Origin of the sequence: Microbulbifer sp. ARAS458-1, from assembly GCF_045348205.1 — a bacterium.
Taxonomy (GTDB): domain Bacteria; phylum Pseudomonadota; class Gammaproteobacteria; order Pseudomonadales; family Cellvibrionaceae; genus Microbulbifer.
On sequence record NZ_CP155838.1, the window covers coordinates 1,574,864 to 1,596,949 of the forward strand.

Consider the following 22,086-nt stretch of genomic DNA (forward strand, 5'->3'; position numbering starts at 1 on the left):
AGTCGAAGATAGGCCCTCTGGGGCCATTTCCTGTGGAGCGATTGCCCATGAGGTTGCGGAGCAGGGAATGGCCCCGGACGGCCGCCCGGGACTTAGACCTGGGACTTAAAAAAGCCCCGGGAGAAAGTGGAATTACATCACCCGCATACCAGGCTGAGCACCTTCGTGGGGTTCCAGAATCCAAAGGTCCTTGCCGCCGGGGCCCGCCGCCAGCACCATACCTTCACTAACACCAAAACGCATCTTGCGCGGCGCCAGGTTGGCCACCATCACCGTGTGCTTACCGATCAGGTCTTCCGGACTGTAAGCGCTTTTGATTCCGGCAAACACATTGCGGGTCTCACCACCCAGATCCAGAGTCAGGCGCAACAGCTTGCCCGCACCTTCCACATGTTCCGCATTGGCAATCAATGCGATACGCAGATCCACCTTGGCAAAATCATCAAACTCAATCTGCTCCGCCAACGGATCGTCTGCGAGTGGCCCTGAGGCAGCCTTGGTCTCCGCCTGCAGTTGCGCCAGAGATTCCTTCGCCGCTTCCTGCATTGCTTCCACCTGAGCCTTCTCAACACGCTGCATCAACGGTTTGAACTTGTTAATGGTGTGGCCCGCCAGCGGTACCGTTGCCGACTTCCAGTCCAGCGACACACCGAGGAACTCCTCGGCTTTTTTCGCGGTTTCCGGCAGCACCGGCGCCAGCCAGGTAATCAGCGCGCGGAACATATTCACGCCCTGAGAACAGATCGCCAGCACCTCATCCTCCTTGCCTTCCTCTTTCGCCAGAGACCAGGGCGCCTTTTCCGCAATCCAGGCATTGGCCGCATCCGCCAGCGCCATGATCTCGCGGGTCGCGCGGCTGTATTCGCGCGCTTCAAAAAATTCGGTAATACGCGGCGCCGCTTCCACAAACTGGCTCCACAGGGCCGCGTCGGCGAGTTCACTGGCCAGTGCGCCACCGGACTTGCTCACAAACTTTGCGGTGCGGGAGGCAATGTTCACCACTTTACCCACCAGGTCTGAATTCACCTTGGCAATAAAGTCTTCCAGGTTAAGATCCAGATCGTCCACACCTGCGGTCAGCTTGGCGGCGAAGTAGTAGCGCAGATATTCCGGGTTCAGGTTGTCCAGGTAATTGCGCGCGTTAATAAAAGTACCGCGGGATTTGGACATCTTCTTGCCGTTCACGGTCAGGAAGCCGTGCACACACACCTTGGTAGGAGTGCGGAACTCGGCGGAGTCCAGCATCGCCGGCCAGAACAGCGCGTGGAAGTTGACGATGTCCTTGCCGATAAAGTGATACACCTCGGCGGTACTGTCTTTTTTCCAGTATTCCAGCCAGTCCTGGCTATTCGCGTCGCACTTCTTGTCAAAATAGTTTTTCAGGCTGGCCATATAGCCGATGGGTGCATCCAGCCACACATAGAAATACTTGCCCGGCGCATCGGGAATCTCGAAGCCAAAGTAGGGCGCATCGCGGGAGATGTCCCATTCCTGCAGGCCGTCATCCAGCCACTCGGACAGCTTGTTCGCCACCTCGCTCTGCAGGGTGCCGGAGCGGGTCCACTGTTTCAGGAAATCGGTGAATGCCGGCAGGGTAAAGAAGAAGTGCTCGGACTCTTTCTCGATTGGCGTGGCGCCGGAGATGGCGGAGACCGGGTTGATCAACTCTGTTGGGCTGTAGGTCGCGCCGCAGACTTCACAGTTGTCACCGTACTGATCCTCGGCTTTACATTTCGGGCAGGTGCCTTTGATGTAGCGGTCCGCCAGAAACAGTTCTTTCTCCGGGTCAAACGCCTGGGTAATGGTACGCGAGGCGATATGGCCATTTTCTCGCAGGCGTTTGTAGATCATCGCCGAAAGCTCGCGGTTTTCGGCGGAATGGGTGGAGTGGTAGTTGTCCACACCAATCAGAAAGTCTGAAAAATCCCGTTCGTGCTCCGCCTGCATATTGGCGATGTGCTGCTCCGGGGTCAGGCCCAGCTGCTCGGCTTTCAACATGATGGCGGTGCCGTGGGCGTCGTCCGCGCACATATACAGGCACTGGTTGCCGCGGGCGCGCTGGAAACGGGCCCAGATGTCGGTCTGGATATACTCGAGGATATGGCCCAGGTGCAGGGAGCCGTTGGCGTAGGGCAGGGCACTGGTGACGAGGATGTTTCTGGGCTGACTGTCGGTGTGAGACATCATGGATTCCAAAAGCTGCGAGATTAGTCTGTGTGGCTGCTTCGAACGAAGCCGGCCGGGGCCGAAAAGAGCGCGGAATATAGCAGAAATGGGGGCTGTAAGGCACCCGGCCCGATGACAGGGACCCGCAGGTGGGCGGCTTGTCATCTGTGCGAAGCTTGACCACAATGCCGCCCCAGCTTCCGAATGCCCATCTATTCTAGTGAGGACTCCGCCGTGACCGATGACCATCATGACCACAACGACCTTTCCCCCGATGTTCAGGCCGGTCTCGAACGAATTGCGGAGACCATTGGTGCTCTGGAAGACCCGTCTACCGGGGTCGTCCTGGACGCCCTGGATGCGGATATTGAAGTGGGTTTTGACGATAACACCGTTTATGTCGGTGTGACCCTTGGATACCCCTGTGCCAGCCAGCAGTCCCATTGGGCGAAGCGGGTGCAGGCGGTCTGTGAGCCGCTGCTACAGGGAGCTCTGGCCGGCAGTGAAATTCAGTTTGATCTGTTTTTTGATATCCAGCGTACAGCTGCAGGAGACGTTCCGGACTCCCTCCGGGCGGTGAAGAATATCATCGCCGTGGCGTCCGGAAAGGGCGGTGTGGGCAAGTCCACCACAGCGGTGAACCTGGCCCTCGCACTGGCCGCTGAAGGTGCGGCGGTGGGGCTGCTGGATGCGGATATTTACGGTCCCAGCCTGCCCACCATGCTCGGCACCGAAGGGTTGCGTCCAGAGGTCCAGGGCGGCAAGTTTTTTGTGCCGATTCCGGCGCAGGGCCTGCAGACCATGTCCCTGGGGTATCTGCTGACCGAAGATACACCGGTTGTGTGGCGGGGACCCATGGCCAGTGGCGCATTGAATCAGATGCTCACGCAAACCCTGTGGGGTGCCGGCAGTGAACACGGCGCGCTGGATTATCTGGTGGTGGATATGCCTCCGGGCACCGGTGATATCCAGCTGACCCTGTCCCAGAAAGTGGCTCTGGCCGGCGCGGTCATCGTCACTACGCCGCAGGATCTGGCACTGGTCGATGCCATCAAGGGCGTAGAGATGTTCCGTAAGGTATCTGTACCGGTGCTGGGGATTGTGGAAAACATGGCGCTGCATACCTGCTCCAAGTGTGGTCACCAGGAGCCGATCTTCGGGGCCGGTGGTGGTGACAGAATGGCGGCGGACTACCAAACCCGGGTGCTGGGTCAACTGCCACTGGCAATGTCGATCCGTCAGCAGACAGATGGCGGATGTCCGACCGTAGCAGCGGAGCCTGAGGGCGAGGTGGCAGCAGTTTACCGGGACATTGCTCGCGCAGCAGCGGCCCAGGTGTGGCTTGGTGCCAGTGATGGCGGTATGCCGGAGATTGAACTGGGTTGATCGCGGCAACCGGCGTCGTTGCCAACATCAACCGGGTGGATCGCGGCGTGGGGCTATACTCAGTGGCCGCAAGTTACCAGTAGGCACTGGGATTCCCGACCAGAGGTCGGGTAAACGGTGGTCGGCAGTGTTTCGCCTTGGGAAGCACCTCCGCCCTGAATGTATTGGCTCAGGAGATTGCAGTTGGGCTTTCAGGTTCGATTTAACGCAACGACGCGTGTGGTCAGTGCCATCTTTTTCGATCGTGTGGATGCGGCGGAAAAGCGTGCCGCGGCTCGCCAGATGGCGGAGAAATATGGGCACTTGCACCCACTGAATGTGCTGGTGGATGTGCGCCAGGCTGATATTGAAATGTCCGTGGCCGAGCGCGAGGCGTTTGGTACCTACGTGGCCCACCTGCAGGGAGTCAAACACGGGCGTATCGCAGTGCTGCATGCGCCGGATTACAACGCCAACGTGGTGATCGACGGCGTGGCCCGTGCGGAAGGGTTGAACGTACTGGAGTTTGTTACCGAACAGGCTGCTCTGCAATGGCTGGCTGAGGGTGAAAAGTCCAAGTCCGCCCTTGGCGAGGTGCGCTGATACCCTCTGAGCTGCTCAGCCAATCCCGCCACAGGACTCCTGCCTTTCACTTTTTTTGCCGAATCGTCCAGCGCTGGTGCTGAATCGGCAGCCGTCTGATGTCTGTCCTTATATCGCGAACCCCGTCGCATTCTCCAGCACGGCACCTACCCGTGCGCCAGACTTGGTATGCGCCGTGCACGGATCAACGATCAACCGGCCGCAGTGGGTCCGCGCAAGCGGGCGCTGCAATTGTTGCTGGCAGAAAAGTTTCAGGGCGGGACGGTTTTCCGGATTGATTTCACATATTTACCATGAAACCTGGATTTTTGTGCCAATCGAGGCGCTTTGGCCGTAACATCTGGCCATGCTCGATGGGGCCGAATAAATGAAGTAATTTTGCGGTGGAGTAGTTCCGCCGGAACGGATGCGAGTAGTAGCTGTGAGTTTTCAAATCCGGTATGACAATCAGAATCGAGTGGTCTTTTTGCTGCTGTATGGAGAGGCCACCTATGAAAATCGACTGCAGGCCGCACGTCAGCTGGTGGCCAAGTACGGGCATCTCAAGCCGCTGCGCATACTCGCGGATGTCCGCAAGGTCGTCAAACTGTCCATGACGCTGGAGGAACAGCAGCGCTACGGCAGGTTTGTCGCCAGTGTGCCGGAGCTGCGCGCGGCGCGTATTGCGATCCTCAATAATCCCAGCCTGAATACCACCGCGGTGATGCGCAACCAGGCGCGGCAGGATGGCCTGGAGTTTTTTTCATTTCTCACAGAAGCGGAAGCACTGCAATGGCTCACCAGCACCGCCGAAGTTCCCAGTTGACTCCGGCTTAACTACTGAGCGATTGCCATATCAGGCTTTGCGTGCCTGTTCTGCCTGCTGCCGACGTAGCGCCTGCTTGTGCTGCCTGCGATTGAGTGTGGCTGTTTTGGCATCTTCACCCAGGTGTTGCTCACCGCGGATCTTCGCCAGTTGAATCTGCTTTTCCCGCTCGCGGAAGCGGGATTTATCGGCCTCGGACACCTTGTCGTGGCAGTGTGGGCAGCTGACTCCCTGCTCAAACAGTTCGGAAGCCATCTCCTCTTCGGTAATTGGCATACGGCAGGCATTGCACTGGGCGTAGGAGCCCGGTTCCAGGTCGTGATTGACGGTCACACGGTCATCGAAGACGAAACACTCCCCTTTCCACAGAGTCTCCTCTTTGGGCACTTCCTCGAGATATTTGAGAATGCCGCCCTGCAGGTGGTATACCTCATCGAAGCCCTGTTCTTTCAGGTAGGCGGTGGACTTTTCACAACGGATACCACCGGTGCAGAACATCGCCACTTTCTTGTGCTTGTTTGGGTCCAGGTGCTGCTTCACGTAGTCCGGAAACTCGCGGAAGGAGGTGGTGTTAGGATTCACCGCGTGTTCGAAGGTACCCACCTGGTACTCGTAATCATTGCGGGTATCAATCAGGAGCACCTCCGGGTCGGAAATCAGCGTGTTCCAGTCTTCAGGTTTCACATATGTGCCTACGGTGCGGCGCGGATCGATACCTTCCACACCCATGGTTACGATCTCGCGCTTCAACTTGACTTTGCTGCGCAGGAACGGCATTTCATCGGCGTAGGACTCTTTGTAATCCAGCGTGGCGAGGCGCGCGTCGGATTTCAGGTGTCCGAGCAGGGCATCGATACCTTTCCGGTCGCCAGCAACGGTGCCGTTGATTCCCTCGGCGGCGAGCAGCAGTGTGCCGCGAACCTCGTTGTCGAGCATTACCTTGAGCAGGGGCTCACGCAGGGATTCAAAGTCTTCGAGGCTGACAAATTTGTACAGCGCACAGACCACAACGGTTGTGCTTTCGGTGGAGGAAGCAGTCATTTTGGTGTCCTTTTGCAGGCCGGAGCGTAAATCCGGGGCATTCAGGGGAAAAGCGGTAAAAATTCGCCGCGCATTTTAACAAAATTCTTCCCACGGAGCGTACACTTTTTCGACAGTGAAGGACGCTGCTTGACGAAGGCATTCCTGCGCGGGTGTCGCTGCCAATCGGCTACTTATTTTTACTTCCCTAAGCCAGCGAGGTTACCCCATGGCCGAAGACTTCACTTCCCAGGACTCCCCCCTGAGTCGCGCTTACAGTGACGGAAACCATACGGTCAGCATCGATATCTACGAAGACGGCGAGGGAGGCTGGCTTCTGGAGATTGTTGATGAGCACAACAACTCCACCGTGTGGGAAGACATATTCGATACGGATGAGGAAGCCCTGCGGGAAGCGCTGGATGCGTTGAAGGAAGAGGGGGTGGGCGCCTTTATTGGCCCGGCTGAGGAAAGCGGTAGCTGGGAAGCGCCTTAGCTGCCAGGTCTGGCAGCCTGAGGGTTCAGGAGTAAATAATAACCGGCGGAGCCAGCAGGAACGGGTTGCTCTGCTATGGTTATACATAGAAGGGAATCGCGACAGTGTAACAGCACTACCCAATCGCGGTGCCGCCAAGGGCAGCAAGGAAAGTTGCCCTGGCGGTGCCAACTGGTCGCGGTCTGCAGATGTATTAAATGTGGTTGCTCTGCATGAAAATATTCCCTTACTGTCTTTTACTTCCCCTGCTCTGTTTCTCGTCTGTGATGCCGGCATTTTCCGGTATCGAGCTGAAGCTGTCCGACGATCGAGTCATCGATGTGGATCTTGCAGAAGCGGAACTGATTTCTGAGCTTAAGGGCTACGCCATTATTGCTGGTCGCACATGTATTGATTGCGATGAGAACACGGCAATATTTCTCGAAAAAATTGAGCGTTCCGGTGGTGAGCGTCCGCTGCGTGATGAAGACAGCGACGAACCACCGGAGCCTGAGAAATTCCCTGCACCGGAGAATCGCGATCTGCCTCCCGCTGAGCGGCGCGATCGCTCCCAGGCACAATTGGAAGGGAATGAGGATGGCGTGCTGAATAGCGACCTGTCCGGTGAGCGCTTTACTTATCCGGGGAAATACCGCGACTATCTCACCAAGCAGTTAGTGGAAAAGACCCGGATGTTCTATGGGAAGTGCCACGAAGATGGCCCGGCACTGCTCTGGTTGAGTGAATATCTCACTGACAAGGGGTGGGTAAAGGAAGAGTATCTGCTGGTGTTTCGCGATGAGGGGATCGAGCACCGGTATAACCAGGCCTACCAGCCGAGTGTCTACAATATTGAAAATGAGGGGTGTCGAGAGGTGCCCGGTATCGAGGTCACCACGGAGCCGTGAGAAAACCGGATGCACAAAAAAACCCGCGTGAGCGGGTTTTTTTGTGGGATGGTATTGGTAATACCCAGGGGGTTTCTGTCAATCACTGGCACATTACTTCTTGTGGTTCCAGATGATCTTCAGCTTTTTCTTACCCCATTTACGGGCCTTCTTGATGTCTTCTTCCATCCATACGTCGATGCGGTTTTTATACCGCTTGTTCATGCGGTCGCGCACGGTGTAGGTGCCGGGCAAACCTTCAATTTTCACTTTGGCGCCGTTGGTCAGGCCATGTTTTTCCAGGTCGCGAGATACGGCGATAATTTTGTCGCCGGGGCGCAGACGGTTATTCCAGGCCGCAGTCCAGGGGTCGTCATCGGTCTGGCCTTCAACAGAGTTGTAGGCGGTCGCGGTGACGGTCATGGACTTCTTTTTCTTGTCCGGGGACTCCTTGATTGCGGCAAAGGCATCGCCACCGGCCAGGGCCGCAAGGGAAGCTGCAAGCACGATGATGTACTGTTTAAGACTCTGTCGCATGGGTTCTATACCTCCGGAAGCACTCTGGTCACAAACAGAAGCTGTCTGTGTGGCTCCAAGTTGATTTCGTCATAAGTGATCAATGTTTGATCAGGGAGGGCAATATTAGGGGGCGGGGGATTTCGCGCAAGCCTATCCAGAGAACCGGGCAGTCCTCGTAAAGATTCTCGTATTCCCGAAGTCAAATAGTCCAATCGCTGCGTGTGGTGCCCTAAGCTTGGGATGCTGTCTCTGAATGTGACTGATTGATGACGGGGCGCGAAACAAACGTTTGAATTTATTGGTAAGGAATTCCTGACCAGAAGAACAGGTTGACAGCGATGTCATCTAGGATTGGTGAAAAAATCGGCGATATGGGCGTCAAGACCGGTAGTTCGCTGGAACAAAATTTTTTTGCGATTATTTGTGACTCGCTGTCCGAAAAGGGCGAAAAGTTTTGGTGGCGGCGCGAAAAAGGGGGTGTCAGCGGGAAAATGTACGATCGCGGGCAAGGTTTAGCCTATTAGCGTGATAGATAATCCCGATTTTTAGGCTATGTCGTTTTTGTGAGGACGTTGGGTCGCCCTGGGAAGTTGTACCAATGTCTAATTAAGTTTTCGCCGGTCGCCGGCCACGTAAGGTAGGTAAAGTGACCAGTATTCAAATTGCGGTATTCCCTGTCGGTTGCTGTGGGTTGACCAGCTCTCTAAGTGCGGTCAGATAAGCCTGGTCTTCCTCCAGGTCGGGAAAACCGTGCTGGCGGTCCAGCGCTACCGCCTGCTCCAGCCATTGAATGGCCTCTTCCAGGTTCCCCTGCCACTCGCACACCTGGCCGATATTGAATGAGGTAATGGCAAGGTTTTGCCAGTCTTGCTCTGCGCGCAGTTGTTCGATGGCACCTGCATACAACTGATAGGCATGGCGTAGCATCACCGCCCGGCGGCCGGGGTGTTCCTGCAGCGCGGATTCCTGATGGAAGGTGTGTGCAATGGCCGAGCGTACCCGCGCGGCAGAGTGCTCAAAGGGAATACCGGGAGAGGATTCGATGTAATCGAGTACGGCTTCGAACTGCCCTCGCGCCAGGGGGTAGAGGTCCGGGCGTTGCCCGCCGAGAGCGTTGAGGATGATGCCGTAGCGGTAGCGCAGCTGATTCTGTGGATGAGGGTCAGATTTCAGTTCCGCAATGGCGCGTTCATAGAGGGGAAGTGCCCGATCGTAATTGCCCTCTAGGGCGTACTCTTCGGCCTCGCTGATCAATAATGCGACATCACGATTCGTCCGGTCTGCGGCCGCCTGCGCCATTACCGGTGCGGAGTTCGGTAAATAGAGCGCCGCCAGCAGGACGGCGAGGGAAAAGAACGGGCGGGTGCGGTGTCGGCCGAAGGGCAGCATGGTCAGTCTATCTCAGTCGCTGCTTGCGGCGGACGGCGCCCGCCGCAAGCAAGTTAGTGATTACTGACAGTAAACCCTGAATCTTGGATTTGTGCCAGTAGAGCCTGCAACGGATGGCGCAAATTTGTGTCCGCAAAGCGCTTGCTCTGGCAGCGACAGGAGTAGCCGGTGGCCAGGGTTGTGCTGGTGTCGCCACTCAGCTTTGGCGCCCAGGACTGCTGGAAGATGGCCCGGGAGGTCTCACGGTTGGCCATTTCGTGTCCGTAGGTGCCTGCCATACCGCAGCAGCCAGCTGCCTGACTGGTAAGCTCCATCCCCAGAGCGCGGAACACCTGCTGCCACTGGCGGGTAGAAGCCGCGGCGTTGGATTGCTCGGTACAGTGGGGCAGCAGGGTAAAACTGCCGGCCTGTAATCGGTTTCTATTGCCGGCGAGATGCTCGGTGTGTCGGGATAACCACTCCTGTAACAGGAGTACCTGCGGTGCCTTTTCTCCCAGCAGCTTCTGGTATTCCCCCCGGTAAGTCATGGTCATGGATGGGTCTATCCCGACCAGGGGCACGCCGCTTTCCGCCAGGCTGTTGAGCATGGCGCTGTTACTGGCAGCAGTCTGCGCAAACTGGCGTAGGAAGCCGTGGACATGCAGGGGTTTGCCGTTGGCGTGAAATGGCGCAACCAGTGGGTTGAAGTCCAGCAGTTTGAGCAGGCGCAGCGTATCGGCCACCACATCTGCGTCAAAATAGCTGGTAAAGGCGTCCTGTACGATCACCACAGATTTGGCCCGCTGGGCCGGCCCCAAGGCCCGCAGGCTTTCGCGCGTGGCGTAGGGAACGCCCAGCTCGCGCATCACCTTGTCCAGCCGAGTGGCGGAGATACTGGGGGAATCTACCAGGCCCAGACCGCGCTCCATCAGCCAGCGCACGGGTTTCAGTTTCAGAGGCAGATTGTAGAGTAATGGCACCCGCGCCAGGTGTGGCATGACAAACTCGAGGCCGCCCACAAAGTAGTCTTTCAGAGGCCGCAGGTAGCGGCTGTAGTAGAGTTCTAGGAACTTGGCGCGGAAGGTGGGTACATCCACCTTGATCGGGCACTGGCCGGCGCAGGATTTGCATGCGAGGCAGGCCTGCATGGAGTCGTTCACCTCGTGATTGAAGTCATATTCACCACGGGCGCGGGCCAGTGAATTCTTGATGCGCCCGGGCAGGCCGATCAGGAATGACTGTTCGCGATTTTTGCGGGCGACGGCTTCGGGGTCTACGGCGCGGTCCGCCAGCAGGCGCAGCCATTCGCGGATCAGGGAGGCGCGGCCCTTGGGCGAATGGATGCGATTGCGGGTGCCTTTATAGGAGGGGCACATAGCATCGTCCGGGTTCCAGTTGAAGCAGGCGCCGTTGCCATTGCAGTAAACTCCCTCGGAATAGCCTTCCCAAACCTGTGCCGGGATCTGGCGGTCGTGCTCGCCGCGGGTGGGTACCTCGTCAATCTTGAGCAGTCCTGAGGCGGCGCTGGGGGTGGCGATCTTTCCCGGATTCAATTGGTTGCGAGGGTCGAAGGCAGCCTTGATCTTTTGCAGTTCCGGATACAGCTCGCCGAAGAACTCCGGCGCAAACTCCGAGCGCACGCCCTTGCCGTGCTCGCCCCACAGCAGGCCGTTGTACTTCTGCGCCAGGCCCACCACTTTCTCGGTGATGATGCGTACCTGTTTGGCCTGTTCCGGGTCTTTCATATCGATGGCGGGGCGCACGTGCAGTACGCCGGCATCCACATGGCCGAACATGCCGTACGCAAAACCGGCTTCGTCAAGTGCTGCGCGGAACTCGGCGATAAAGTCGGCGAGGTTTTCTGGTGGCACCGCGCAGTCTTCCACAAACGGGATCGGACGCTGCTCGCCCTTGGCGTTGCCCAGCAGCCCCACGGCGCGCTTGCGCATACCCCAGATTTTGTTTACCTGGGCGTGTCCGCGGGCGATGGTGTAAGCAAAGCTCTTACCGGGCTGGCCGATCAGGCTGTCTACGTGGGCGGTAAACCTATTCAGTGCGGCGTCGAGCTCCTCTTCGGAGTCCGCCGTGTATTCCACCAGGTTGATGCCCTGCACCGGCCGGTCATCCTGGGGAAAAAATTCGCTCACGCTCTCCCACACGATGTCGCCCATGGCCAGCTGCAATACCTTGCTGTCTACCGTTTCGATGGAGGTAGGGCCGGCCTTCATCAGATCGGTGGCGTCCTTGAGGGCATCCTGGAAGTGGTCGTAGTTCAGGTTGACCAGTGCCGCACACTTGGGAATCTTGAGCAGGTTGAGTTTTGCCTCGGCAATAAAGCCGAGGGTGCCCTCGGAACCACAAAGTATATTGTTGAGGTTGAATCGCCCATCCTTGCCGTTCTCGCGATCCCGGATATGCGCCAGATCGTAGCCCGTCAGGCAGCGGTTCAGCTTGGGGAATTTGGCCTCAATCAGATCGCGCTTGTCGCGTTCGACGCGGTCCACCGCCTGGTGCACCCTGCCGACACGGCTGTCGCCGGTCGTGATTTCCGCCAGTTCTTCATCATCGATGGCCAAGGAGTGCCAGAGTTCGCCTCCCATCAGTACCGTCGTCAGCTCCAGCACGTGGTCGCGGGTTTTGCCATACAGGCAGGAGCCCTGGCCCGAGGCGTCAGTGTTAATCATGCCGCCGATGGTGGCGCGGTTACTGGTGGATAGTTCCGGGGCAAAAAACAGGCCGTAGGGTTTCAGCGCGGCGTTCAGCTGGTCTTTGACGACACCGGTCTGCACCCGCACCCAGCCCTCCTCGGCATTGATCTCGAGAATCCGGTTCATGTGCCGGGAAATGTCCACTACGATTCCGTCGGTCAGGGACTGGCCATTGGTGCCGGTACCGCCGCCGCGGGGGGAGAGCACCACCTTGTGGAACTCTTCCCGGTCCGCCAGTTCCATCAGCAGTTGCAGATCGTGAATGTCCCGCGGGTACACCACCGCCTGGGGCAGCACCTGGTAGATAGAGTTGTCCGTGGAAAGCACCGTGCGGCTGGCGTAGCTGGGGCTCGCATCGCCGTGAAAGCCCCCCTGTCTGAGTGCTTTCAGGAACTGCAGGTAGAGCGCCTGTACATCGTTGATTTCGCGCAGTGCTGGAATCATTGCGGGCCCCGGGATTTGGTAGGACTGGTATATATAAGAAGGACCCGCATTTTAGCGGCGGTGGCGAGCTGCGCAACAATTACCGGAAAATTTGCCGGTTCGCGTCGGATTATTGCGGTAGTGCTGCGGTGTTTCCCTGTGGCCGCTCTCCCAGTCATCCAGAAAACCTTTCGGGTCGTAGAGTAGACTTAGATAGAAAGAGCAATGTGACCCGGGCCAGAGATCTGATGAAAATACAGCGACAGAGTCGAAAAATCCCCATTGGTATCAGCCAGTGCGCCATGGGCGACCCGGTACGATTCAACGGCGGTCACAAGCACAGCAAGGTGTGCACCGAACTGCTCGGTCAGTGTTTTGACTATCTGCCCCTATGCCCTGAAGTGGCGATCGGCATGGGAGTGCCGCGCAAACCGATACACCTGCTGGTGGAGCACGCAAGCGCCCCAGTAGATGCGGTGCGTGTGGTTGGGGTGGAAGATCCGGATGTGGATGTGACCGAGCTCTTGCGGGAGTATGCGGATTCCGTCGTGCCACAACTGGCAAAAATCCGCGGCTACATCTTTATGCAGAACTCCCCCAGTTGTGGTCTGCGTGGAGTGCGTCGGTATCTCGACAATGGTCATGGTATCGACAGTGAGGGGGTTGGGGTTTTTGCTCGCCGGTTACAACAGCAGTTCCCTCATCTTCCCATGGAGGAAGTCGGCCGACTGAACAACAGCGAGTTAAGAGAGAATTTTCTCACACGGGTCTTTGCCTACGATGCCTGGTTCCGCTACGTCCAGCTAGAGGCGGAAGAGGAAGTGCAAAGTGAACCTGCAACGTCGCAGACGGCAGAGCCCGGGGGCGCCACCCCGGCAAAGCCTGCATCCCAGCTTGCCCGGATCATTGAATTTTACACCGCTTACAAGTACCTGCTGCTGGCACACCATCAGGATAAAACCCGCGCATTGGGGCGGTTGCTGGCAAATGCCAAATCCATGGCCGTGGATGAACTGGCGTTTGAGGTACGCGGGCGCATCATGGATATTCTCGCACGCCCCGCTTCTCGGAAAGATCGCACCAATGCGCTTATGCACAGCGCCGGGCACCTGCGCGAGTTTTTGGGCAAAGACGAAAAAGCCGAGCTCAGCGAGCTGATCGAAGAGTATCGGTTGGGGCGCAAGCCGTTATCGGCGGTGCTCACACTGCTTCGTCATTTTCTGCCGCGGAGTCCCCACAGTTTTATTCACAATCAGGTATTACTTGCCGCCGAGCCCGCGGAGCTCGGTCTTTGTGATTTCCATTGATCGATTTGACCTTGAGCAGATTGCATGGCTGAAAAAACGTATCAGCGAGGTCTGGTGTGGTTTCGCAACGATTTACGGGTGAAAGATAATACCGCGCTGTATCGTGCGGCGAAAAACTGTGAGTGTGTGGCCGGCATTTTTATCGCCTGCCCGGATACCTGGCGGGCGCACGGGGATGGCGACAATGTGATTGCGCTACGTCTGCGTAGTCTTGCTCAATTACAAGCGGCGCTCGAGAGAAAAAATATACCCCTGTATTTTATCGAAGTGGCGGGTTTCTCCGAGGTGCCAGCAGTCCTGGTTCAGATTGTTGAAAAATTGAAGGTCGATGCACTGTTCGGCAATGCTGAGTACCCGGTGAATGAGCTGAAACGAGACCAGAACGTCCGCGCGCAGCTGAAAAAGTGTCAGGTATCGGTGGAGCTTTTGACCGATCGCACGCTGGTTCCCCCGGGCAGTATTACCACAGGGGAGGGGGATGGCTATAAGGTGTTTACCCCGTTCAAACGTGCATTTATTGCCGCCCATGACAACAGTGGGGATGCCTTTGCGTCTGTGCCCGCCCCCCGATCGCGTAGCAGTGCACATGCAGAGCAGTGGCCTGAGTGGATAGCCGTCGATGGCGACAGCAATCTGGTGCGGCGCATCCCCGAAACCGTAGGTGACTACGGTGTGGCGCCCGGCGGCGATAGCCACGTACTTGACTGGCCCACGGGAGAGGTGGCCGGCGCCAAGGCACTGGCGTCATTTGCAGAAATCATTGATGACTACCACCGCTGGCGTGACTTTCCGGCGAGGAAAAATACCTCGCGCCTTTCGCCCTATCTCAATTGCGGCGCTGTTTCCATTCGTCAGTGTGTGCAGATGGCGACGCAAGCCAATGGTGGCCGTTGGGCCGGAGGTAGTGAAGGTGCCACGACCTGGCTAAGCGAATTGCTGTGGCGGGAGTTTTACCAGCACCTTGTGGTGAATTACCCGAGAGTGTGTCGGAACAAACCTTTCAAGCCCGAAACCGAGTCCGTACCCTGGGCGAACCGGGAAAAGAACTTTTCGGCCTGGTGTAAGGGTAAAACCGGTGTTCCAATCGTGGATGCCGCCATGCGACAGTTGAATCAGACTGGCTGGATGCACAACCGGCTGCGGATGATTGTTGCCTCATTCCTTACGAAAAACCTGCTGACCGATTGGCGCAAGGGAGAGCGTTACTTCATGCAGATGCTTGTGGATGCGGATTTTGCGGCCAATAACGGTGGCTGGCAGTGGGCGGCGTCAACCGGCACCGACGCCGCCCCCTATTTCCGAGTTTTCAATCCTTACAGCCAGTCCAGGCGCTACGATCCAGATGGCGCATTCATTCGAAAATACGTTCCTGAACTTGCAGAATTGAGCGATCGCGATGTGCACTGCCCCCCCCGGGACCTCTTCGCTGACCACGATTACCCTGCACCCATATGTGATGTGACTGAATCCCGCAAAACTGCAATTGAAGCCTTTGCAAACTTGAAGAAATAGCGATCCTCTGATTTATTTCTTGTATCCCTACGGATGTATTCCGGGGAAATTGCGCTCGCGGTACAGAATCCTTCTGATAAATGAGTCGCCCAATGCATTATAAAAAACTGGTCAATTTTGCCCTGTTCGTCATCGGGTGGTGGACAGCGTTACTGTATGGCAATGCCATGGCCTTGATCGCATTGTTTCTGGTGCTGATGCTGCACTTTTTGATGTGGCGTGACATTCAGGACATTTTTGTGGTCCTCGGGTTTATATTTTGCGGGTTTGGGGTTGAATGGGCCTTTATGGCCAGTGGCGTTCTGGATTACGGCTCCAACCTGCCACCGGCGTGGTCCATCTGTATCTGGGCGATGTTGTCGATCACGGTTCGGCACTCACTTGCCTGGCTGGTGGGAGCTCCTCTCTGGTGTGTATTGGCAGGTCTGTTGCTGGCACCGGCTTTTTACGCCAACAGTATTTATTTCGGCCCCGCGAACTGGGGGCTCCCCACCTGGCAATGCCTGCTCGTTATTTCCCTCGTCTGGGGGCTGTTTGCTGCTTGTGTCAGCCGGATAATGCTCACGTTGATGAGGACGATGGAGCCTGTCCGGAATGAGGTCTGATTGATTCCTTCGGTGGAAAAATCCAGTCGCCGCAACTGACCTATACTTGCCACGGAATTTTGCCAAGGCAAGGAGAGCCCAGTGTTGCGAGATACGGAAAAACGTCAGGGTCTATGCGGAAAGGTGGCGCGGCTACCAACGGCGATCGCGCTGGCACTGATGGGGAGTTTTTACGCGCCCGCCGCCTTGACGGAAGAGCCGCTCTACGGCTCTCTGATAGTCTTTGGTGATAGCCTATCTGATAACGGTAATGCCGGAGTCTTTACTTCTGACGACCCCGACGGTCTCTACCCTCGCCAGCCTGCGGTCTCTTTCCTCGCCGATCGTCTGGGGCTTGCGAAACTCAATTCCTGTTATGGCCTCGGGCCTGCCTTTGGCGGCGCTATTCCCTGTGCCCCCGCCTCGGGCTCGCTCGAGCAACAGCTGCAGCAGATCACCCAATCGGTGCTGGCTAACGGCCCAAATTGGGCGGTCGGTGGCAATCGCACAGCGGATGTATTGCTGGATCTGGTTGGCCCCCAGCGTTTCCGTCAATTGTTCCCGGATACCACCGTGGCCGACCACAATACACTGAGCACGATATTGCCGGATTCCACCCGTTGCGGTGCCGATGGGGTGTGCGATCCGTTGATGGGGGAAAGCCCTTACCTGAGTGAAGCGGAGGTTATCGCCGCCACCAGCGCTTTCAATGACCCGGCTGCGTTGCAGGCCTTAGTGGATGATCCAAACAACAATATCACTTTGACCGGCGTGCCCTTCGCTACGGGGCAGGGCTACCTGCCACAGAATACCGTTCGCTCGAAAGATCTCTTTTTCCTCAATGGGGGTGGAAACAACATCCTCGATGGTGTGCGCAATGGCAGTATCTCCCGCGACTCAATGGCGCGGGCGGCCGGATTTCTTTCCGCCGCAGGCCGGGAGTTACGTTACGCCGGTGCCAGATATATCGCCATGACAAACGCGCCGCGGATCGGTAACACGCCGGCTGTCTATGCACAGGGCCCTGCGGCGGTTCGTTACGCCAATATGGGTACCGAGTATTTCAACAACCAGTTGCGCCGCCAGGTCAATGACATCGGCAATATTCTCTTGCTGGATATGGAAGGGATTCTCGAGCTGGCGGTTGACGATCCGGCTGCATTCGGCTTTGCCGCGATCAATCAGCGTGCAACCTGCTACACCGGTTGTGCCAATCCACACCCGGTCTACGGGGCCAATGGCACCAACCCCAATGCGGATATGCTGATTTTTTACGACAGTATTCACCCCACACTGGCGGGCCAGCAATTACTGGGGGATTACTACTACGAAACCCTCACCGCCGCAGTGAACTTTGGGGTGCTGCCTGACCTGGCGTATGAAAACACTCGTCAGCACCGTATTAACATTGATCATCACCTGATTTCTCAGCGTTACCACGACCCTTATACCACGGTGTTTTTTGGTGCCAGTGTCGGGCATACCGAACTGGGTGTGGCACCAGCAATCAACGATGAGTATCCGGCCTGGGATGGTTTTCTGGGAATGAGCTTCGCGGGCTTTGAGCACCTGGAGTGGGGGCTCGGAATGTCCTACGGGGGCAGTGAATACGAGCCTACGGATATATTTTTCAAGGCGCGTAATTTCAATCTCAGTGCCTTCGCCCGTTGGGACGATGATTTCTGGTTTGTCGATGGGGCCGCGACCTACTCGAACATTCAGTACGATGATGTCCAGCGTACCATTCGGCTTGGCAGTCACTTTACTCATCGCCTCGATGGCAGCACCGATGGCGACGGGTACAGCGCGTTCCTGCGTGGTGGCTATGACGCGACCCCCAATCTAAGCAGCCGGATGGGACCTTTTGCGGCGATCGAGTGGACCCGAATTGATGTGGAGGGCTTCCACGAGAGAACCGCGGATCGTTATACCTACGCTGGTGCCTGGGGGCAGCCACTTGATCCGCTAGGGTTGTGGGTTCGCGGGCAGGATCGGGACTATCGGCGCTGCAAAGCGGGGTTCTTTTACAATAGCCCCGAGGATCGAGAGCATCAGTGGTTTGGGGAGGTCTGGCTCGAGCACACCGACGGTGACGACTACCAGGACCTTGGAATCGGGGTGAATTCCATCTACCTCAATTGGGCGCGTCTGCCGTCTTATCGCAGTAAGAATGAAGGGATATTCCAGAACGGTGTCGGGGCCATGGTGGGCGTGAGCATTAACGAGAAGTTGAGGGTGGCGGCAGATGTGCTGGTTCGCCCGGACGATGCGGTGGGCGGGTTAAGCCTCAATTACCGGTTCTGAGCCGTGACTGTCGCCGAATTTTCTGCGGCGAAGGGTGCTAAATAATCGGTCTACTGCGAAATCATCAGGGTGTAAGCCCGATGGATTGCTCCACCGGTTGTTACCTTATGGATATAGGGAGCTTGCGCACGTCTGGTGTATTCCGGGCTCGTGCAAAGGCTCCTACCCATAACAACCACCAATCATGGACCCGACGATGTACACCCCGCGATTCAGTAATCAGAGCCAGGCCCTTCACTCCGCGGATGCCGATGTATGGGCGGTGAGTGACCGTGCCCATGCCCTGGCCGACAAAGGCGAAGATGTCATCTTTCTGTGTGTGGGGGATCCGAACTTTGATACACCGGAGCCCATTCTGGACTTTGCCCGAGCCCGTCTGGGCGTAGGGCGTACCCACTATTCACCGGCGGCTGGTGAGCTGATGTTGCGCCGTGCCATTGCGGATATCGAGAGCAAAGTCAGTCCTCACCCCTGCGATCCCAATGACGTGGTGGTCTTTCCCGGCGGCACCAACGCGATTTATGCGGTGCTTTCCTGCCTGCTCAATCCCGGTGAGCAGATTGTCATTCCCGAGCCCATGTACATTGGCTATGTGCCTATTGCCGACGCCCTGCAGCTGGAGGTCAGGAAAGTGTCCTGCCCCGCGGACCAGGGATTTGCATTTGATGTTGAATCAATCAAGCAGGCAATTTCCGACGATACCCGTGTGGTGATGATCAATACGCCGGTGAACCCCACCGGCGCCATGGCGACCCCTGAGCAATTGCGTGAGCTGGCGGCGTATTGTCGCGCGCGTGACATCTGGCTTATCTCCGATGAAATGTATTCGATGATCACTTTCGCCCGCCGCCATACCTCGCTGCGTACCGCGGCTGAACATCTCGACAATGTGATCGTGATTGATGGACTGTCCAAATCCCATGCCATGAGCGGCTGGCGACTTGGCTGGGCCGTGGCTCAGGGAGAGCTCGTCGAACGCCTGATCGAATACGCCGGTGCCACGATTTTCGGCGTACCTCAGTTTATTCAGGAAGCTGCGGCCTTCGCCCTTGAATTTGATACCTATTTCGTAAAACAAATGCGCGATGCCTATGAAAAGCGCCGAGACCTGATCGTCGAACGTATCGGAAAAATTCCGGGGCTCAACTGTTACTCCCCGGAAGCGGGTATGTTTGTGATGGTGGATGTATCCGCTGTTGCGGATGATGGGGAAGCATTTGCCAGCGCTTTGCTGGACGCGGAACGGGTTTCGGTATTGCCAGGAAAACCTTTTGGTCCCAGTGCCATCAACCATGTGCGTTTGACTCTGGCGGCTGATGAGGTGGAGCTGACCCGTGCGCTGGACCGGATCGAGCGGTTTGTAGTGGGCGGCTGCCTGAAGGCGGGTTAGTGATAGATCAGAAAGGTTGCGTGTTCCCGCGCGGCGGGTTTCCCGTTATGCTGTTTTAAAAATGACCCTGTTAAACCATTCAGTCGATAAAAATTAGCCGTGAAAATAGATCGCCACAACCTGAAAATTCTGGAAGTTCTGCAGACAAATGCGCGTATTAGTAACCTGAATCTGGCGGATCAGATTGGTCTGTCGGAAAGTGCCTGCCTGGCGCGGGTGAAAAAGCTGACTAGCGAGAAGTTTATCCGCGAATACCAGGCGGAAGTAAACCTGGACAAAGTGCGTCACGCCGAGTTCTACGTCAATGTGGCGCTGAAACGGCAGGACGCGCGTACCAGCGAAAGCTTCCGGCGCGCTATCAACAAAATAGAGCAGATTGTTTCCTGTGTGAAAATGTCCGGGGAATTTGACTATATGCTGCGCTTTGTATGCCCGGATGCGGGCGATTTCAATCGTGTCTCCGAACAGTTACTGGCGGACGAAGATGCGGCGATTACCCGAATGACCTCGCACCTGGTCATTGAAAAGACCAAGCCATTTAACGGTTATCCGCTGGAACTATTGTTTCAGGATTAGGCGAAACACTCCCGCCCTGCGTCGCTGCCCAGGGTGCAGCTCCTCAGACAACCAGGGCAATTGTTCTGTCTACCAGCCACAGTGCGGCCACGCCGCCCACCAGGTAGGCCACAGGTAGCGCGCTGGCCATTGTTGCGGTGTGGCCGGTACGCAGTTCCCAACGGTGCACACCGGGAAGCTTCCTGAGTGTCAGCATCACCAGACTGACCGCGGTAATAAACGCCAGTTGACCGGCCTCGACCCCCAAATTGAACACCGCAAGAGAAAGCGGGACTTCGTGCGCAGGGACGCCGATATCCGACAATGCGCCGGCAAAACCGAAACCGTGCAGAAGGCCAAAGCCGAAAGCCACCAGCCAGGGTTTGCGGATGGCCAGGGTGGTGCGGCCTTCCAGCTTGTGGAGTATCTCGACGGCGACAAATACGATGCTCAGTGCGATCACCGCCTCCACCGGTCCCTGTGGCAATTTAACTGCTCCCAGTACCGCTGCAGCCAGGGTGACGCTGTGTGCGAGGGTGAATGCGGTGATGGTGATCATCAGCTGGCGCACGCCGCTTACCAGCACCATCAGTGCCAGTACAAACAGCAGGTGGTCGATACCCAAAAGAATATGCTCAACCCCCAAAACAAAGTACATGTTGGCAATCTCCTTTTTGCCCGCTTTGTTTTCTACCCGCATCTGCGGTTGATCCGGCAACAGACGGGTTATCTGCTCCCGCCCGTCGAGCCATCGCACCGTTACCAGTGTATCGGTCAGGGTATTTTCCAGACCTTTTATGACGATGCGGCTACTGAGGAAAGCGTCCGGGTGGCTGGTTTTCCAGCGTTCCACATAATATCCACCTGCGAACAGCCCCGTGGGCATGGTCAAAGCGCGTGTCTGCTGGTCAAACCCTATATCCAGTGAGAGTCGCAGGTCGCCTTTCGCCGGTACCCGCCAGATTACCTCAAATTCCCCCGGCGCGCTCTCTTCCAGGGAAAGAGATGCCGGGCGTAGCTCGTGGGTGTGTGCAAACGACGAGAGACACAGGGTAATGAGCAGGAGGATGAATCTCACGGTTACTCGGCCTCCCCGGATAGCCGCGGGCTATCGCCCGGTTCGACACTTTCCGTTTTGGCGTTGCTCTCGGGGGAGAGTTCAGCGACCGAGATTCTGTATTTGCTACGCAGGGTCTCGTATTGGGTCTGCAGTACCTTGCGACGCTCCTGTTCCTGCCAGTCGCGCAGGACCTCTGCGCGGACCTCGCCAAACTCTGGCTGCTGCTGCGGATCCAGGTGGCGAATGCGTACCAGGTGCTCGCCGTAGGAGGAGGTCAGTGGGCCAGTCCACTCGTTGAGGGGGAGGTCAACCAGTTGCTGGGAAAAATCGCTGCCAAAAACCCGGTCGATACGTGCCGGTGTAACCGAATCAAATCGGTGTTGCAGCAATGAATGATCGCCCTGCTTGCGGGGATCTCTGCCTGCGGTCAGGCGGGTTAGCACGATGCGCGCATCCTCAGCTACTTCTTTGCGTTTATTGCTGTCGAGAAATATCTGCTCGAAAGTGTAACGGGCTGGATGGGTGTAGCGGTCCAGGTGTGTTTGGTGGTACTGCTCTAGCAGCGAGTCCGGAGGGTCAATAGCATCGACCAGATCTTTGGCCAGAAACTCCATTTTTGTTCGCAGGCGCCGGCGAATTACCGCATCTCCCTGGTCGAGGCCCATATTCAGGGCTTCACGGTAAAGCACTTCTTCCCGAATATAGTCGTCGATCAGTCCCTGCAGCTCCTGCGCACTGGGTGGTCGCTGCCAACCTCGGGCAAAAATGGCAGAAATATGCTGGATCCGTGACTCGGAGATGACGATGTCGCCGGAACTGGCGGATTGTCTATCCTGAAAGAGGCCGTGGATACCAAATAGAAGGGCCCCGATCAGGGCAAACTGAACACTGGGATCTTTGATCCAATGCAGCTTCATCTGCGAGCTCCGGCTTATGGGTGTTATTGCTGGGGACAGGTAAAGCACATGAGAAAATGTTCTCACCCCACTCAGGGTAGTTCATGATCCTGTGTTCGACCTGTATTGCGAGAAGCGG

At 57.0% G+C, this 22,086-nt stretch carries 19 protein-coding genes; 12 read left to right on the plus strand and 7 right to left on the minus strand.

Going from position 1 to position 22,086, the window contains the following annotated elements; genetic code table 11:
- Window positions 1-132 precede the first annotated feature (132 nt).
- The gene (gene metG / locus AAFH99_RS06410) at window positions 133-2,187 is read right to left on the minus strand and encodes a methionine--tRNA ligase (protein WP_406828983.1); all 2,055 of its coding nucleotides are present in this window, start codon (window positions 2,185-2,187) and stop codon (window positions 133-135) included.
- 183 nt (window positions 2,188-2,370) lie between these two features.
- Here metG and apbC point away from each other — a divergent pair, with 183 nt between their 5' ends.
- From apbC to AAFH99_RS06425, 3 genes are all read left to right on the plus strand, one after another.
- Entirely contained in the window at window positions 2,371-3,552 is a 1,182-nt protein-coding gene (apbC, locus tag AAFH99_RS06415; RefSeq protein ID WP_406828984.1) for an iron-sulfur cluster carrier protein ApbC, read from the plus strand.
- A gap of 183 nt (window positions 3,553-3,735) precedes the next feature.
- Entirely contained in the window at window positions 3,736-4,134 is a 399-nt protein-coding gene (locus AAFH99_RS06420; RefSeq protein ID WP_043317649.1) for a hypothetical protein, read from the plus strand.
- Between the two features lie 421 nt (window positions 4,135-4,555).
- Window positions 4,556-4,939: a hypothetical protein gene (locus AAFH99_RS06425; RefSeq protein WP_043317647.1), complete on the plus strand. Its 384-nt coding sequence runs from the start codon at window positions 4,556-4,558 to the stop codon at window positions 4,937-4,939.
- A 30-nt stretch (window positions 4,940-4,969) separates the two neighbouring features.
- On the opposite strand, the gene AAFH99_RS06430 is transcribed toward AAFH99_RS06425, so the two are convergent.
- Window positions 4,970-5,980, minus strand: coding sequence for a rhodanese-related sulfurtransferase (locus tag AAFH99_RS06430; RefSeq protein ID WP_406828985.1), 1,011 nt, complete (start codon window positions 5,978-5,980; stop codon window positions 4,970-4,972).
- A 208-nt stretch (window positions 5,981-6,188) separates the two neighbouring features.
- Here AAFH99_RS06430 and AAFH99_RS06435 point away from each other — a divergent pair, with 208 nt between their 5' ends.
- Together AAFH99_RS06435 and AAFH99_RS06440 are read left to right on the plus strand one after the other, a co-directional pair.
- Window positions 6,189-6,455 carry a hypothetical protein gene (locus tag AAFH99_RS06435; RefSeq protein ID WP_043317643.1) on the plus strand — a complete coding sequence of 89 codons (267 nt, stop codon included), beginning with the start codon at window positions 6,189-6,191 and terminating at the stop codon, window positions 6,453-6,455.
- A gap of 212 nt (window positions 6,456-6,667) precedes the next feature.
- Window positions 6,668-7,342, plus strand: coding sequence for a hypothetical protein (locus AAFH99_RS06440; protein WP_156035177.1), 675 nt, complete (start codon window positions 6,668-6,670; stop codon window positions 7,340-7,342).
- Window positions 7,343-7,435: 93 nt separating this feature from the next.
- Here the strand turns inward: AAFH99_RS06440 and AAFH99_RS06445 are convergent, their stop codons facing one another.
- Window positions 7,436-7,858 (minus strand): 3D domain-containing protein, encoded by a 423-nt coding sequence (locus tag AAFH99_RS06445; protein WP_043317640.1) that lies wholly within the window; start codon window positions 7,856-7,858, stop codon window positions 7,436-7,438.
- Window positions 7,859-8,178: 320 nt separating this feature from the next.
- Between AAFH99_RS06445 and AAFH99_RS06450 the strand changes: the two genes are divergently transcribed.
- On the plus strand, window positions 8,179-8,364 hold the full coding sequence (locus AAFH99_RS06450; RefSeq protein WP_043317638.1) for a hypothetical protein: 186 nt from the start codon (window positions 8,179-8,181) through the stop codon (window positions 8,362-8,364).
- A gap of 133 nt (window positions 8,365-8,497) precedes the next feature.
- Here the strand turns inward: AAFH99_RS06450 and AAFH99_RS06455 are convergent, their stop codons facing one another.
- A complete protein-coding gene (locus AAFH99_RS06455; RefSeq protein WP_406828986.1) occupies window positions 8,498-9,229 on the minus strand; it encodes a tetratricopeptide repeat protein in 732 nt (243 codons plus the stop codon).
- A gap of 53 nt (window positions 9,230-9,282) precedes the next feature.
- Window positions 9,283-12,360 carry an FAD-linked oxidase C-terminal domain-containing protein gene (locus tag AAFH99_RS06460; RefSeq protein WP_406828987.1) on the minus strand — a complete coding sequence of 1,026 codons (3,078 nt, stop codon included), beginning with the start codon at window positions 12,358-12,360 and terminating at the stop codon, window positions 9,283-9,285.
- A gap of 227 nt (window positions 12,361-12,587) precedes the next feature.
- Between AAFH99_RS06460 and AAFH99_RS06465 the strand changes: the two genes are divergently transcribed.
- From AAFH99_RS06465 to AAFH99_RS06490, 6 genes are all read left to right on the plus strand, one after another.
- Window positions 12,588-13,646, plus strand: a complete 1,059-nt coding sequence (locus tag AAFH99_RS06465; protein ID WP_043317634.1) for a DUF523 and DUF1722 domain-containing protein — start codon at window positions 12,588-12,590, stop codon at window positions 13,644-13,646.
- 24 nt (window positions 13,647-13,670) lie between these two features.
- Window positions 13,671-15,158, plus strand: coding sequence for a deoxyribodipyrimidine photo-lyase (gene phrB / locus AAFH99_RS06470; RefSeq protein WP_406828988.1), 1,488 nt, complete (start codon window positions 13,671-13,673; stop codon window positions 15,156-15,158).
- Window positions 15,159-15,250: 92 nt separating this feature from the next.
- Window positions 15,251-15,763: a DUF2878 domain-containing protein gene (locus tag AAFH99_RS06475; protein WP_043317631.1), complete on the plus strand. Its 513-nt coding sequence runs from the start codon at window positions 15,251-15,253 to the stop codon at window positions 15,761-15,763.
- 81 nt (window positions 15,764-15,844) lie between these two features.
- Window positions 15,845-18,046, plus strand: a complete 2,202-nt coding sequence (locus AAFH99_RS06480) for an autotransporter outer membrane beta-barrel domain-containing protein (RefSeq protein WP_406828989.1) — start codon at window positions 15,845-15,847, stop codon at window positions 18,044-18,046.
- A gap of 196 nt (window positions 18,047-18,242) precedes the next feature.
- A complete protein-coding gene (locus AAFH99_RS06485; RefSeq protein WP_406828990.1) occupies window positions 18,243-19,436 on the plus strand; it encodes a pyridoxal phosphate-dependent aminotransferase in 1,194 nt (397 codons plus the stop codon).
- A gap of 99 nt (window positions 19,437-19,535) precedes the next feature.
- Complete coding sequence (locus tag AAFH99_RS06490; protein WP_043317624.1) at window positions 19,536-20,012, plus strand: Lrp/AsnC family transcriptional regulator; 477 nt, start codon at window positions 19,536-19,538, stop codon at window positions 20,010-20,012.
- 43 nt (window positions 20,013-20,055) lie between these two features.
- Here the strand turns inward: AAFH99_RS06490 and AAFH99_RS06495 are convergent, their stop codons facing one another.
- Both AAFH99_RS06495 and AAFH99_RS06500 read right to left on the minus strand, forming a co-directional pair.
- Window positions 20,056-21,069 (minus strand): HupE/UreJ family protein, encoded by a 1,014-nt coding sequence (locus tag AAFH99_RS06495; RefSeq protein ID WP_406828991.1) that lies wholly within the window; start codon window positions 21,067-21,069, stop codon window positions 20,056-20,058.
- 2 nt (window positions 21,070-21,071) lie between these two features.
- Window positions 21,072-21,968, minus strand: a complete 897-nt coding sequence (locus AAFH99_RS06500) for a peptidyl-prolyl cis-trans isomerase (protein ID WP_406828992.1) — start codon at window positions 21,966-21,968, stop codon at window positions 21,072-21,074.
- Window positions 21,969-22,086: the final 118 nt, after the last annotated feature.

Excerpts from the sequence above, each read along its gene's own strand:
- AAFH99_RS06430 (WP_406828985.1), bottom strand. The coding sequence starts at position 5,980 with ATGACTGCTTCCTCCACCGAAAGCACAACCGTTGTGGTCTGTGCGCTG.
- AAFH99_RS06475 (WP_043317631.1), top strand. The coding sequence starts at position 15,251 with ATGCATTATAAAAAACTGGTCAATTTTGCCCTGTTCGTCATCGGGTGG.
- AAFH99_RS06460 (WP_406828987.1), bottom strand. The coding sequence starts at position 12,360 with ATGATTCCAGCACTGCGCGAAATCAACGATGTACAGGCGCTCTACCTG.
- AAFH99_RS06440 (WP_156035177.1), top strand. The coding sequence starts at position 6,668 with ATGAAAATATTCCCTTACTGTCTTTTACTTCCCCTGCTCTGTTTCTCG.
- AAFH99_RS06485 (WP_406828990.1), top strand. The coding sequence starts at position 18,243 with ATGTACACCCCGCGATTCAGTAATCAGAGCCAGGCCCTTCACTCCGCG.
- metG (WP_406828983.1), bottom strand. The coding sequence starts at position 2,187 with ATGATGTCTCACACCGACAGTCAGCCCAGAAACATCCTCGTCACCAGT.
- AAFH99_RS06465 (WP_043317634.1), top strand. The coding sequence starts at position 12,588 with ATGAAAATACAGCGACAGAGTCGAAAAATCCCCATTGGTATCAGCCAG.
- AAFH99_RS06455 (WP_406828986.1), bottom strand. The coding sequence starts at position 9,229 with ATGCTGCCCTTCGGCCGACACCGCACCCGCCCGTTCTTTTCCCTCGCC.
- AAFH99_RS06445 (WP_043317640.1), bottom strand. The coding sequence starts at position 7,858 with ATGCGACAGAGTCTTAAACAGTACATCATCGTGCTTGCAGCTTCCCTT.
- apbC (WP_406828984.1), top strand. The coding sequence starts at position 2,371 with ATGCCCATCTATTCTAGTGAGGACTCCGCCGTGACCGATGACCATCAT.
- phrB (WP_406828988.1), top strand. The coding sequence starts at position 13,671 with ATGGCTGAAAAAACGTATCAGCGAGGTCTGGTGTGGTTTCGCAACGAT.
- AAFH99_RS06435 (WP_043317643.1), top strand. The coding sequence starts at position 6,189 with ATGGCCGAAGACTTCACTTCCCAGGACTCCCCCCTGAGTCGCGCTTAC.
- AAFH99_RS06450 (WP_043317638.1), top strand. The coding sequence starts at position 8,179 with ATGTCATCTAGGATTGGTGAAAAAATCGGCGATATGGGCGTCAAGACC.
- AAFH99_RS06500 (WP_406828992.1), bottom strand. The coding sequence starts at position 21,968 with ATGAAGCTGCATTGGATCAAAGATCCCAGTGTTCAGTTTGCCCTGATC.